We start from the raw sequence: 13,472 nt of genomic DNA, 5'->3' as shown, positions 1-13,472 counted from the left end.
ACGACGACGGCGGCCGCCGCGCGAACACCGTGCGGTACGCCAGGCGCCGCGCAGTCGTCAGCGGCCGAGCACGCGCCGCGCCGCGAGCACGGCCTGGCCGCGGTCCTCGACGCCGAGCCGGGGGTAGATCGACGACAGGACGTTGCGGACGGTCTTCTGGGTGATGCCGAGCCGCTCGGCGATCTGCCCTGTGGTGGCGGCGTCGGCCAGCAGCGCGAGGACCTGGAGCTCGCGGGGCGTCCAGCCGCCATGCTCCGGGGCTGGCCGTGGGCCGCTGAGGTGGCGAGCGACCGAGGACCCGAGCAGCAGCTGACCGGCGTGGACGGCGTGGATGCCGCGGAGGATCTCGTCCAGGCCGGCGGTCTTGGCGAGGTAGCCACTGGCTCCCGCGTCGATGGCGTCCCGGACGCTCGCGGTGTCGTCGAGCATCGACAGGACGAGGACCCTGGTGCCGGGGAACGCGGCCAGGACCCGGCGGGTCGCTTCGATGCCGTCGATGCCGGGGAGCCCGAGGTCCATGAGCACGACGTCGGCGGGGTCGGCAGCGAGCCCGGGCAGCGCTGCTTCGGCCGTGCCGTAGGAGCCGACGATCGTCACCCCGCCCCTCCCGCTGAGGACGGCCTCGACGCCCTCGCGAAACGCGGTGTGGTCGTCGACGACGGCGACGCGGACGACCTCGTTCATCCGGTCTCTCCGCTCGTGACGGGAAGTCGGGCGCTGACGAGCGTGCCACCGCCGGCGGCGTCCGTCACGGTGAGGTGTCCGCCGAGCTCAGCGGCGCGTTCCCGCATCGAGGCGATCCCGACCCCGCTCGCCCGGCCGCCGATGCCGACGCCGTCGTCGGTGACCTCCAGGACGACGTCAGATCCGTGCACCGCGACACGGACGGTCGCCTGGTCGGCGGCGGCGTGACGGGCGGTGTTGGCCAGGGCCTCGACAGCGATCCGGTAGAGGGCAACCTCCAGCAGGTCCGGCAACGGCTCAGGGGTCACGCTCACCGCCGCGTCGAGCCCGAGGTCGTTTGCCGTCTCCTCCAGCGCGCGCGCCAGCCCGTGCTCGTCGAGGGCAGGCGGACGCAGGCGCCGGGCAAGGGTCCTGATGGTCTCCACGGACTCCGTGAGCTGCTGCTCCGCCCTGCCCAGATGGCTACCGGGGTCGGTGTCGCTCGAGTCTGCCCGGGCCGCGGCGACCCGGTGCCGCACGGCGGCGAGCGTCGGCCCCAGACCGTCGTGGAGCTCCCGACGCAGGGCACGACGCTCCCCCTCGGCCGCCGAGACCACCCGGCGGCGCGAGGCCTGCAGCTCGTCGGTGAGGCGCACCGCGGCGAGCCCTGAGAGCAGGGTCGGCGCGGCGGCCCGCACTGCGGCGCGGTCACGTCGGTGCAACCGGCGCTGCCCGGCGCGGAGCCCGACGGTGAGCACGGCGGCGCCCGGGCGGCCGGGGTCCAGCTCGACCGGGACGCCACCCGACTCCTCCGCGTCCCCACCCGACGTACCCGACCCCGCATCCGCGGGTGCGTCCAGCGCCACCCACGGCAGCTGGAGGCGCTCGGCGAGTGCGTCGAGCAGCTCGGGGATGACGGTCCGGCTGTCAGGCGCCGCGGCGAGCACCGCCGCGAGCCGGGCCGCGAGCCGGTCGGGGTCGTCGGCGTCCCCGTAGACGAGACGGTCGATCCAGCGGGCGATCGGCCGGAACACGAGGAACAGGGCGAGTGCGGCCACGGCGCTGCCGAGCGCCTGTGGCAGCCACCCCCCGAGCAGCCGTCCCGTGAGCAGCACGGCGGCGACCGCAGCGGCCGCGGCGTACCCGGTGACGGCGATCCCGAGGCCGAGCAGCCCGGCCACCACCCGGTTGAGGGTGAGCCGGACCCCGTAGGCGCCGTCTCGGACCGCAGCGACGGCGATCACCGCGTACACGACCACGATGAAGAGGTTCGAGGACAGGTACGCCCCGGAGCCGGCCAGGGTGCCGATACCCGCCGTCTCGGACTCCACGCCCTGATAGACGGCGAACGCCGCGCCCGGTGCGGTGAACAGCAGCAGCACGAGGCCGAGGAGTGCCAGGGCGCGTCGGTCGGCGGGGGTGCCGCGCCGGTACCGGACCACCTGGCACACGACGACGCCACCGGTGGCAAGGGCGAACACCAGCCCGTAGAGCACGCTCCAGGGGTCAGCGCCCCGGGCGACCGCGTCGCTGACCGGCGGGATCCGGGTGACGACAACCCACACCGCAGCGATGACGACGGGGACCGCCGTCCAGCGGGGACGGAACCGCCCGTCCGGGAACAGCCCGATCATGAGGAAGAACGACAGCGTGCTCGCTCCGTTGAGCAGCTCCGCGGCCCACGGCGAGAAGGCGAACCCCCACACCGGCGCCAGCGACAGGGGGAGCAGCACGAGTGGCATGGTCCGGGCGGCCGGCCCCGACCCACGCCGAGCCACCAGCAGCACGAGGAACAGCGACGCGGCGACGAGCACACCGGAGGTCGTGAGGGTGAGTGTCGCCCACGCCCGCGGGGTCAGACCGAGGTCGGCGAGGGAGTCCATGGCCGACGCCGTGAGCTGAGGCGGCCAGCACCGGGGCGGCGCACAGGGCCTGAGCACGGCCTCCCACTGCGCGTGGAGCAGCAAGACGCACAGCACCACTGCCACGCCGGTCGCCACGAAGATCCACAGCCGCCAGGCGCGCGGCGCGCCGATCGGCTCGGCGGACGCGGTGGCGCGCCGGTCGATCCTCGCGTGCACGGGGTGCGCAGACAGCTCGCAGGCAGGTTGCCGGGTCAGCGGTCCCCGGCGACCGCGACCTTCGAGCGGGCGCGCAGTCCGACGACGGCAGCCTCGACGCTGACGACCACCACCAGCAGCACCGCGACCAAGAAGGACAACGGTGTGATGTAGGAGAAGAACTCGTGCACCGGGTCCTCGAAGGCAACCTCGCCCACCCCGAAGCCCCCTTGCCTCACCACGGCGACCGACTCACCGAGGTTGCCGATGAGGAACAGCACCTGCACGACGAAGAGCACCCCGGCGGTCATCGTCACGGTCTGTGACGGAGTAGCCCTGCGGAGGCGAGAGATCACCCACAAGGAGACCACACCGAGCGCGATCATCACCACGTGCTGGAGCAGGTGGTCGACGACGCCACCGCCCGGCCCTCCGACGGCGACCACGCCGATGAACGGCCCGACGATGCACAGCCATAGACCCAGTACCCACGTTCGCATCGCATCGCCTTCCGCCGCAGGTCAAGGGCGCTTTCCGCCGCGCTGACGACGGTAGGGGCGGGTGGGCCGGCCGAACAGGGTGAAGCATCCCGGCACGTCCGGGAGATCATCCCGGACCTGCCCCGACCGTCGCGTGCGCAGCTTCCTTGATCGTCGTGGAGAGGCCGGTGGATCAGGACGACGACGGCGGGCGGCGCGTGAACACCGCGCGGTACGCCAGGCGCCGCAGCCCCTGCGGCACCGCCCGGTAGCCGCCGCGCACCACCACGTTCCGCGCGAACTGCGCCGGCGTCGTGAAGCCCTCCGCCAGCAGGTGGCGCTGCAGCTCCAGCTCGCTGCGCAGCAGCCGCAGCCCCCCGCGGCGCGCGTACGCCCCGGCGCCCACGCGGTAGCGGACCAGCGGCTCCTGCACGTTCGCGGCCTTGGATCCGGTGGCGATCATGCGGGTGAAGAGCCAGTAGTCCTCGAGGAGCGGCAGGTCGCGGTAGCCGCCGGCGCGCGCCACCGCGGAGCGGCGGTACACCACCGTGGGGTGGTTGAACGGGCTGTGGAAACGGGCGCGGACGGCGATGGCGTCGTGTCCGGCCGGGGGCGTGCGCACCGCGAGCGTGGTCTCGCCTGCGCCGGACGCGCCGTCGTCGTCGTCCTGATCATCGTGAGCGTCCTGGTCCGACGGGCCACCGGAGAACTCCTCCAGGGCCGAGCCGACCACGTCGCAGGTGTCGACCTCGCCGTCGAGCAGCGGCAGCTGCACGGCGAAGCGGTGCGGGAGGGAGACGTCGTCGGCGTCCATCCGGGCCACGATCTCGTGGGTGCAGCGCGCGAGGCCCGCCTCCAGCGCCACGGCGAGGCCGCGGTTGACGGGCAGGTCGACGCGCACCACCGGCACGCTCGAGGTGGCGGTGAGCTCGTCGAGGAGGGCGGCCAGCTCGTCGGGCACGGGGCCGTCGCGCACGAGCACGACCTCGGCCGGCGGCCGGGTCTGCTCGTGCGTGGCCGACGCGAACGCGCGGCGCAGGAAGGCGGGGCTGTCGCGGCGGTAGACCGGGAGCAGCAGGGAGAACGGCTGGGGTGGCTGCTGGGGGGACGGGGAGGTCATCGCCAGGTGCCGGCCTCCAGGCCGGCCGCCTGGTCGCTGACCGGCCCGAGCCCGGAGAGCACCTGCGCGGTGGTGCGCGGCGGCTTCAGCGCCTCACGGACACCGGCACGCACCGCCGCCCACAGCACCTCCGGCGCCTGCGACCGCTGGAACGTCCGCACCCACCGGCGCACGCTGGAGCCGCCGTAGAGAAGCTTCTCCCACCAGGCAAGACCACCGGAGCGCGTGAACATCCAGATCTTGTTGCGGACCTCCCAGCGGAACCGCTCGCCGGGGTCGGCGTCGGTGGAGCCGAAGGTCTTCGTGCGGTGCTCCACCACGGAGGTGGGCACGTACAGCCCCACGCCGTGTCGCAGGAGGCGGGTGGAGTACTCGAAGTCGTCGTTCCAGAGGAAGTAGTCGGCCACGGGCAGGCCGTGACGGCGGACGGCGGACGCGTCGACGAGCATCGACACGAACGACGACGACCGCACCGGCACCGCACCGGCCCGCGCGGACAGCCGCTTGTCCACCGTGCGGGCCAGCGGCCGGGGCCGGGGGGTGTTCATGGGGTGGTCGCGGCCGTCGGTCCACACGACGCGACTCGCGGTGACAGCCGGGCGGGCGCCGCCGAGCCACTGGTAGCGCTCGTCGACGGCGAGCAGCTCCCCCAGGGCCGTGGGCGAGGGGATGGTGTCGTCGTCCATGAGCCACACGCGGTCGGCCGCGTGACCGGCCACAGCGCGCGCGAGGCCAGCAGCGAAGCCACCGGCCCCGCCGGTGTTGCGGGCAAGCCGGACCGCGTCGAGCGGCAGGTCGAGCTCGTGCGCGAGACGCACCGCAGCATCAGCGGACCCGTCGTGAGAGGCGTTGTCGACGACGACGACGAGGTCGACCGGGCGCTTCTGCGTCGCCAGCGCCCTCAGGCAGGCCAGGAGCAGTTCGCGCCTGTTGTGCGCGACCACGACGGCGACGACGCGGAGCTGAGCTGACACGAGCCCACCGTAGACGGCGCCCCGCGGAGCGGCACGGACACTCGATCTCCCGCGCCGGATCACCGGGGCCTTCTGACGGCGCCGACGGGCAGATCCTCTCGGAACGGTCGAGACGTGACCGGTCGAGATCCGGACGGACGCGAGGGACCGTCGATTCCTGTCGACCTTGAGCTCTCATCGCGAGCGAGCGAGCTGTCTGCACCAGGTAGCCCGTGACTCGGCATGACGCGGGCCGGCCCGCTCTCGGACGGAGGCGCCGCTGGGCAGCGCTGACCGGCGGCCGGCTGAGCAGCAGGTCGCAGCGCACCTCAGCACTCACACGTGCCGTGGCGAGAGGAGATGTCCGGGCATCCCGCGTCGACCCCGACATCAGGGTCGGCGATGTCGGACGGATCACGATGTTGATGTTGATGTTGTGGGGGCGAAGGCGGAGGCGGTCCCGATGGCCCTGGTGGGTCACCACCAGCACCTGCCCGTCGCGCTCCGCTACCGGCACGTCTGCCCTGGGCGGGGATCGCCAGCTCGAGCTGCCGCACCGTCTGTTCTCGTAAGGACCGTCGCGGGTTGATCACCCACCGTTGCAGCGGGTCCACCGCCCGCGGCGGCCGGATCTGCGGCACGCCGTCGACCATCCGCACCCCCCACACCCCCAACGTGACCAGGATGTGGTGGCGGATGCACAGCAGCACCCCACTGTCGACGTCGGTCAGGCCTCCGGCGGCCCACTCCCACACGTGGTGGGCCTCTAACATCCCCGGTGGGGCGGTGCAGCCTGGGATAGCGCACCCGCCGTCACGGGCCAGCATCGCCCGGCGCTGACCGGCGGTGAACAGTCGCACCGCCCGCCCCAACGCCAGCACCTTGGCGTCGGCGCCTTCACAGGAGAGCACCACCGCCTGCAGGGACCCGGTGCACGCCACCATCCGCAGCGCTGCCGTCGACAACGACCGGTTGGTGGTCTCGCAGTGCCCCGGTTCCGCACCCGGGGTCCCCGCCAGAGCCTGCTCGCTGGTGGTGACGATGACGCGGGCACCTTCCCCACCGATGGTGCCGTCGCTGCCGCGGGCCAGGCGGACCAGTTCAGCGAAGGCGTGCGCGCGGCGCAGCGGCGCCGGGCGCAGGTCACGCACCGGCACACTGCCCGCGCCCGCAGCACCACCAGCAGCAGCACCGGCACCGCCAGCAGGAGCACCACCAGCAGGAGCACCAGCGCCACCACCAGTAGCACCAGCGTTGGCGGTAGAAGTGCTGGTCGAGTCGCCGGAGAAGCCGCCGCCTGCGCGGCCGTCGCGGTCGCCGTCAGCGTCGAGGCCGTCGAGAGGTTCCTGGCCCGGCATCTGGTCGAGGCTCTGGTCGGGGCTCTGGATTGGGGCGACCGGCGCGTGGACCGTGGGCAGTGGTTTGGAGGCGGCGTCGATGGCGGCTTTGAACTCCGCCCCGGCCACGGGGTCCAACCGGCCGCGGAACTCCACGGTGCCGTCGGCGTGGACGGTGACGTTCAAGTACTGCCGGTCCAGGTCTTCGGGGTCGAAACCGCGGTCGGCGCGATCAGGGTCCAACGTGTGCGCCAACGTGGTGCACACGATCGCGGCCTGAGCATGAGTCAAGCCCGGTAGGGATCGGGCGAGGGTGGCGTCGGCGGTGGCGCCGTGTTCGCGGCGGATGCGGGCGGGAAGGCTGGCGATGGTGCGCTGGGCCAGGGAGGCCACATCGGTGGACAGGCGCCCCGCGGCGTGGGCTTCGCCGAGCAGTCCGAGGGCGACGGCGGAGGACCCCGCTGCCGGGCCCGCCGCCGGCCCAGTTGGGAGTCCAGCGGCTGGTCCTGCTGCGGGTCCGGCGGCATCCTCGGCGCTGTCAGCGGCCGTGTCGGGATCAGCGTCAGCATCGGAGTCGGCGGTCGCGTCGCCGTCGTCGTCCTGATCACCCTCATTCGCTTCGGTGAGCGGGTGCTGGGGTGGGGCGGTCAGAGCGGCGGCGAGTTTGACTTCGGTGTTGGCGCGTTGGGGGCTGGAGCCGGTGTGGGTCAGCACCAGGTCGACGAGGTTGGTGGCGCCGACGGTGCGCAGGTCGTCGGGCGTGAAGGTCGCCAGCAGGCGCAGCAGGACGGCGTCGGTGAGGTCGCGGGCCTCAGCGATCCGCTGAATCGCTTCGACGCGCTGGTGGGCGCCGGTGGTGGACAGGTAGCAGGCGGCGGTGGTCGCGTCGTCCAGGGCGGTACGGGTGGTGTGCAGGGCATCGGCGAGGGGCCCGGTCAGGGGCAGTGGGGGCAGGTCAGCGAACAGGCCGGACTGTGAGGTGGGGTCCGCGCCTGCCTGCCTCGCAGGAGCAGTGGGGGCGCCCAGGGCGCCGGGGGCCAGGGGCTCCCACCCTTCCCAAGGTGGGGAAGAGGTGGGGGCGCTGGTGGGCAGGCCGGCGTCGTCGGCGCCACCGTGGGGCGCTTCGGTGCCGGTCCAGGTCATGGAAGAGACGTTAGGGGGCACCACCGACAGTCCGATGGGCGTTCGAAGTGGCTGCATGGGGCGGCGTGTCGGGCAATCTGAGGTTCACCCGTTCGGAGTAATCACACCGGCGGACTTCGCGAGTCCAATGGCGGCCCGTACCGCCACCGTCCTGTCCAGCCCGGAGCGCTCACCAAGGGTCAAGAAGCGCCACCAGCCGCTGCTCAGCCCGTCGGCAAGCAGACCGACGCGCTCACACCTACCGACGCAACGGGGGAAGGCTCCGCTTCAGACGTCAGCGTGAGGCACCTCGGCGAGGGCAGAGAAGGCAGGCGCCATGCTCTCCACCGCAGGCCGACTCAGCCCGTGACGGGCGGCGACGAGGCGCCACTGCGCAACCGCCTCAGCCACCTGGCCCGCCACGCGTTCTGCCTCAGCGCTGGTGACCCTGAAGGCGTCTGCCACCGCGCAGCGGCAGTGCCGGGTCGAGGGCGTGAGCCTCTGCGTCTGCCAGGAACTCCGCGCGGTAGGCGAAGCTGGCCGAGTCTCGCCCGCGAGTGCGGTGGGGCAAGAGCGTTCCGACGGCGACGTCACGCCCACCGATCGACTCGACGACGCCGACAGCTGGGGCACCTCCCACTGCGCCCCTCACGTGTCGGCCCGCCTGCGGGGGTGGCGCACGCGTCGCGGAAGCTGCTCGTCGGCGCGGGCCCGCCCGACGTCCGTGGAGTACGGGTCCAGCGAACGGACGATCTCGTCCAGGACTCCCAGTGCACGAGCCACCCGCAAGACGTTCTCCAGCGTTGCTCCCGAGCCGCCCTCGAGTCGCAGCACCGTGCGGCCGCTGACGCCCGCTTCGGTCCGCGACCTCCTCGACCGTGAGTCGGTGGAGCTTGCGCCAGTGCGCCAGGTGCTCGCCGACCGCTGCCATGGCGCGCACGACCGGTAGCGGTGTGCGCCGGCCAGCGCCAGCGCGACCAGGAGCGGGACGACGCGCTCCGCAGGCACGGCGTAGCGGCCGCGCGCCGCCGTCCTCAACCAGCCGGCAGCCACGAGCTGACGCACGTGGTGGTAGACCTGCCCGCTCGTGCCGAGCGCTTCGTCGTCGGCCAGCTCGGCGGCGGTCGCCGAGCCAGTGGCGCTGCGCAGCACCCGCACCAGCAGCAGCCGCACGGGACTGCCCAGCACCGCTCCCCAACCCTGGTCGTGCGCGGTGACCTGTCGGCGCAGCTCGTCCAGTGCCCAGAACTGCTCTCCGGGGAAACCTCGGCAGAGGAGGACGACGACGACGGGCCGACCGCTGCGGAGGCTGGCGCCGGCGCTGCCTCCGTCGCTGCCAGCCCGACGGCAGCGACGGCCCCTTCGAGGGCGGCGACACGACGGCTCTCCCGCCGGTGCGGTCTGGCCCGACGAAGCTGCTCCGCAGCATCTGAGCCTGATCGGACTGTGACGACGGACGTGCGGAAGTCCTCACCGAGGCGCCGGAGAGCGTGCCGGGCGGGGTTCTGCACGCCCGGCGTCACGCCCACGGGCAGCAGATGCCCGGCAGCTGCCCGGCGACTACCGGGGCAGGACGGCGACGGCGGCGTCGAGCACCGCGTCAGGCAGCGCGCCCGAGCGGCCGACACCGATCAGCGACCGCACGCCCGTGCCCGGCAGCACCGAGCGCGTCGCCTCGGCCAGGGCGGTCGGGCTCGTGACGAACAGCGGCCGGCGCGCCAGGCCAGCGAGCGGGCCGCAGGCCAGCGCGTCCGGGAAGCGGACGCCGTTGGCCAGGTAGCCGGTGGTGGCGCCGTCGAAGGGGATGCCGAAGCCGCCGACGTCGTCGTCCTTCGCAGTGCCGTCGAGCTGCGGGGCGCAGGCCAGGGCCAGGAGCACCGCGGCCGTGTCGAACCTGTCGTCTCCCCGCACGGGCAGGACGGACAGGCCGAGCCCGACGAGCGCGTCGAGCACCGACGTCGCGATGGCGGCCGGTCCGCCGAGGGTCACGACCTGGCGCACCTGGAGCTCCGCAAGCGCGGAACGGGTCGCGTCGGGCAGCGCGTCGCGCTGGGTGAGGAGCAGCGGCACCCCGGCGGCGCAGGCGAGCGGGCCGGCGGAGAGCGCGTCGGCGGGGTTGGTGCCGCTGGCGAGGATCGCGGTGCGCTTCGCTCCCCCGCTGCCACCGCCGAGCAGCGCGTAGGTCTGGGCCGTCGAGGCGCCGAGGCGCGCGGCGGCTGCGGCCGTGGCGTACCGGTCGTCACCGGCCACGCGCACCACGCGAGCGCCGAGGGCCGCGACGGCGCGCTCGACGTCGGCAGTGACCACAGCGGTGCCGCCCATGACGTGCACGGCAGGCGGTCCCTGCGTGGGAGCGATCCGGGGCAGCAGGTCGCGCAGCGCCGTCGCCGTGGGAGCGGGCAGCGCTCCGCGGGCGGTGAGCAGCAGCGGCGCCCGCAGGTGCCCCGCGAGGAAGGAGGCGGCGAGGGCGTCGATGCCGCCGGAGGCGTCCTCCCCGCTGGCGAGCAGCACGCCGCCGGGGGTCTGCCCCGCAGCGCGCAGCACGGACACGACCTCGGTCGCGATGAGCGCGGCGGTGGCGTAGCGGTCGTCGCCACCGATCCGGTCAGCCACAGCCGTCCTCTCTGATGACGATCGTCTCTGATGACGATCGTCGCGGGGCCGGACGGGCGACGCGGCGCGCGGATCGTCCGGAAGTGCACCGATCGTCACATGTCCTCACCTAGCGTCGCCGGTGAACACGCTCGGACGATGCACGCGGCAAGGAGGCACGGTGGCGCTCAGCCCTCAGCTCGCCGCGCTCCACGCGCGCCTGGCGCGCCACGTGCCGGGCGCGCACCTGCCGACGCCGCTGGGCGAGGCGGGCGTGCGTCACCTCGTCCGCCGCCTCACCTGGGGCGAGGCACCGGGCCTGGTCGAGGAGGTGCGACGCGACCCGCAGGCGTGGTTCGAGGCTCAGCTCGACCCCGCGCGTCTCGACGACGCCGCCTGTGACGGCTACGCGGCCCGCTTCACCAAGGTGCGCCGCCCGATCACCGAGGTCCGCTCCAGCGGCACGTTCGGCAACTGGGACACGATGTTCGAGCTCGGAATGCTCACGGTCGCGCGGTACACGTGGAGCCGCCGCCAGCTGCTGGAGGTGGTCTGCGACTTCTGGTCCAACCACCTCAACGTCACCTGCCCCAGCTCCGACGTGTGGGACAACCGGCACCACTACGACGCCGCCGTCATCCGCCAGCACGCTCTCGGCTCCTTCGAGGATATGCTCGTGGCCTCGGCCAAGCACCCGGCGATGCTGCGCTACCTCGACAACGCCTCCTCCACGAAGAAGGCCCCCAACGAGAACTACGCGCGCGAGGTCATGGAGCTGCACACCGTGGGCGTCGACGCGGGCTACGGCGAAGCCGGGGTGCGCGCGGCCGCCCGGGTCTTCACCGGTCTGACGGTCGACAGCAAGACCGGCACCTACACGTACGACGCGAACCGCCACGACACCTCCGCCGCGACCGTGCTCGACTGGTCGACCCCCGCGCACTCCGCCGCCGAGGGCGAAGCCGTGGCCACGGACCTGCTGCGCCACCTCGCCCGGCACCCGGCGACGGCGACGGCGATCGCGCGCAAGCTCGCGATCCGCTTCGTGGCGGACACCCCGCCGTCGTCCCTGGTCACCCGGCTCGCCGGCGTCTACCGCAGCAGCGGCACGCAGATCGTCCCGGTGCTGAGGGCGCTGTTCACCTCCGACGAGTTCTGGACCTCCACGGGCCAGAAGACCCGCCGGCCGCTGGAGGGCTTCCTCGCGGCCGTGCGGACGACCGGCGCGATGCCCGGACCGGACGGGTGGGGCGGCATCGACGACCTGTACTGGCAGACCCGCGAGGTCGGCCACTGGCCGCTGGCCTGGGCGCCGCCCAACGGCTACCCCGACGTGGCCGCGGCCTGGCGCTCGGCGGGCTCGACGATGAACCGCTGGAACGCCACCACGGCCATCGCCCACGGGTGGTGGCCCAACACGTTCGTCCGCCCCGCCGCCACCAGCGTGCTGCCCTCCCCGCTGCCGACGACGTTCGGCGGGCTCATCGACGCGCTGGTGCAGCGGCTGCTGGGCCGCGCGCCCACCACCACCGAGCGCGCCGCGCTGCTGGCGTTCACCGAGCACGGCGCCGGTGACGCGCTGAAAGCCAACGACCAGTGGGTCGGATGGCGGCTGAACAGCGTCGTCGCGACCATCCTCAACTCGCCCGGCCACATGGAGCGCTGATGGACCCCGTCCTGCCCCGCCCGCGCGCCGCGGCGCCGTCGCCGTCGTCATTGCCGTCGCCGTCGTCGTCACCGTCGTCGTCCACCGCGGTGGACGGCTGCGGTTGCCCCGACGGACCGGCCAGCCGCGACGCCGGGAGCTTCTCGCGCCGCTCGCTGCTCAAGGCGCTCGGCATCGGCGCGATGACCCTCGTGGCCACCGAGAACGTGCACACGCAGGTGGCGTTCGCCGCACCCGGCTACACCGGTGACGTGCTCGTGGTGCTCAGCCTGCGCGGCGGCATGGACGGGCTGTCCGCCGTCGTCCCCGGTGGCGACCCCGACTACTACCGGCTGCGGCCGAGCATCGCCGTCCCGCAGTCGTCGCTGCTGGGGCTGGACGGCACGTTCGGGTTGCACCCGGCGATGGCGCCGCTGTTGCCGCTGTGGAAGGCCGGACGGCTCGGCGCCGTGCACGGCGTGGGGCTCCCCGGCGCGAGCCGTAGCCACTTCGCCGCCATGGAGGACATGGAGAAGGCCGCGCCGGGCACGTCGCTGCGCACGGGCTGGCTCGACAGGACGCTCGGCACCCGCACGGTCAACGGCGGCGCGGCGGGCACGTTCCAGGCGGTGTCGTTGACCGGGTCGCAGACGCCGACGCTGCTCGCCGGCCCCGCCCCGGAGCTCACCCTCAAGAAGCTCGAAGGGTTCGAGTTGAAGGGGCCGAACAACGACGTCGAGCGCGCCCGCTGGACCAAGGCCTACACCGCGCTGCACGCCGAGGGGCCGCCCACGGTCGCCGAGTCGGGGCGAGCGGCGCTCGCGGCGGCCGCGACGCTCTCGGGGACGCTGGCGACGACATCCGCCGGGTCCGGCTACCCCGACAGCGACCTCGGCGCGTCGCTCCGCGACATCGCGCGGATGATCAAAGCGGGGATCGGCGTGCAGGTGGCCGCCGTCGACTCCGGCGACTGGGACATGCACGCCGGCCTCGGCACGGGCGGCGGCGGGTGGATGAAGGACAAGCTCGCCGAGCTGTCGACGGCGCTGGCGGCGTTCGACACCGACCTCGGCGCACGCATGTCCGGCGTGACGGTGCTGACCATCAGCGAGTTCGGGCGGCGCGCCGGCGAGAACGGCTCCGGCGGCCTCGACCACGGGCACGGCAACCTCATGCTCGCCCTCGGCGGCGGGGTGGTCGGCGGACGGGTGCACGGGAAGTGGCCCGGGCTGGCGGCGTCGGCGCTGGACGACGGCGCCGTCGCCAGCGTCACCGACTACCGCGACGTCATCGGCGAGGTGCTGCAGAAGCGGTGCGGCGCGGGGTCGCTGGCGGAGGTGTTCCCAGGCTTCTCGTCGGCGGGCGCGCTCGGCCTGGTCCGCGCTCGCTGACGTCGTCGTCCTCCCTCACCCCTCCCCTCCCTCCCTTCCCGCACTTTCCGCGGCAAGTGCGGTACCCAGGGCTCCCATGGCGCACTTTCCGCGGCAAGTGCGGGAAGGAG

9 protein-coding genes and 1 pseudogene are annotated in these 13,472 nt (G+C 73.6%); 2 read left to right on the top strand and 8 right to left on the bottom strand.

Features of this window, described 5'->3' with window-relative positions; translation table 11 throughout:
- Positions 1-57: 57 nt before the first annotated feature.
- The 8 genes and pseudogenes from BXY45_RS12725 to BXY45_RS12685 all read right to left on the bottom strand — a co-directional run bounded on the left by BXY45_RS12725 (position 58) and on the right by BXY45_RS12685 (position 10,347).
- On the bottom strand, positions 58-684 hold the full coding sequence (locus BXY45_RS12725) for a response regulator transcription factor (protein WP_109774888.1): 627 nt from the start codon (positions 682-684) through the stop codon (positions 58-60).
- Positions 681-2,744, bottom strand: a complete 2,064-nt coding sequence (locus BXY45_RS12720; RefSeq protein ID WP_109774887.1) for a sensor histidine kinase — start codon at positions 2,742-2,744, stop codon at positions 681-683. Before BXY45_RS12720 ends, BXY45_RS12725 begins: the two co-directional genes overlap by 4 nt.
- Before the next feature lie 35 nt (positions 2,745-2,779).
- The gene (locus BXY45_RS12715; RefSeq protein ID WP_109774886.1) at positions 2,780-3,223 is read right to left on the bottom strand and encodes a hypothetical protein; all 444 of its coding nucleotides are present in this window, start codon (positions 3,221-3,223) and stop codon (positions 2,780-2,782) included.
- A gap of 172 nt (positions 3,224-3,395) precedes the next feature.
- Complete coding sequence (locus tag BXY45_RS12710) at positions 3,396-4,322, bottom strand: glycosyltransferase (RefSeq protein WP_109774885.1); 927 nt, start codon at positions 4,320-4,322, stop codon at positions 3,396-3,398.
- Entirely contained in the window at positions 4,319-5,296 is a 978-nt protein-coding gene (locus tag BXY45_RS12705) for a glycosyltransferase (protein ID WP_109774928.1), read from the bottom strand. The genes BXY45_RS12710 and BXY45_RS12705 overlap by 4 nt, the downstream gene beginning before the upstream one ends.
- A 308-nt stretch (positions 5,297-5,604) precedes the next feature.
- Positions 5,605-7,755, bottom strand: coding sequence for an HNH endonuclease signature motif containing protein (locus BXY45_RS12700; RefSeq protein WP_170131486.1), 2,151 nt, complete (start codon positions 7,753-7,755; stop codon positions 5,605-5,607).
- Between the two features lie 939 nt (positions 7,756-8,694).
- Positions 8,695-8,925 (bottom strand): annotated as a pseudogene (locus BXY45_RS24720) (helix-turn-helix domain-containing protein); the annotation flags it as partial.
- Between the two features lie 369 nt (positions 8,926-9,294).
- Positions 9,295-10,347, bottom strand: a complete 1,053-nt coding sequence (locus BXY45_RS12685) for a cell wall-binding repeat-containing protein (protein ID WP_170131485.1) — start codon at positions 10,345-10,347, stop codon at positions 9,295-9,297.
- 160 nt (positions 10,348-10,507) lie between these two features.
- On the opposite strand from BXY45_RS12685, the gene BXY45_RS12680 reads away from it, so the two are divergent.
- Both BXY45_RS12680 and BXY45_RS12675 read left to right on the top strand, forming a co-directional pair.
- The gene (locus BXY45_RS12680) at positions 10,508-11,992 is read left to right on the top strand and encodes a DUF1800 domain-containing protein (protein WP_170131484.1); all 1,485 of its coding nucleotides are present in this window, start codon (positions 10,508-10,510) and stop codon (positions 11,990-11,992) included.
- The gene (locus BXY45_RS12675) at positions 11,992-13,362 is read left to right on the top strand and encodes a DUF1501 domain-containing protein (protein ID WP_245961789.1); all 1,371 of its coding nucleotides are present in this window, start codon (positions 11,992-11,994) and stop codon (positions 13,360-13,362) included. Before BXY45_RS12680 ends, BXY45_RS12675 begins: the two co-directional genes overlap by 1 nt.
- Positions 13,363-13,472 lie beyond the last annotated feature (110 nt).

Origin of the sequence: Quadrisphaera granulorum (assembly GCF_003149145.1) — a bacterium.
Taxonomy (GTDB): Bacteria; Actinomycetota; Actinomycetes; order Actinomycetales; family Quadrisphaeraceae; genus Quadrisphaera; species Quadrisphaera granulorum.
Note: the sequence above shows the minus strand (reverse complement) of the source record. Positions and strands in the feature narration are given on the sequence as shown.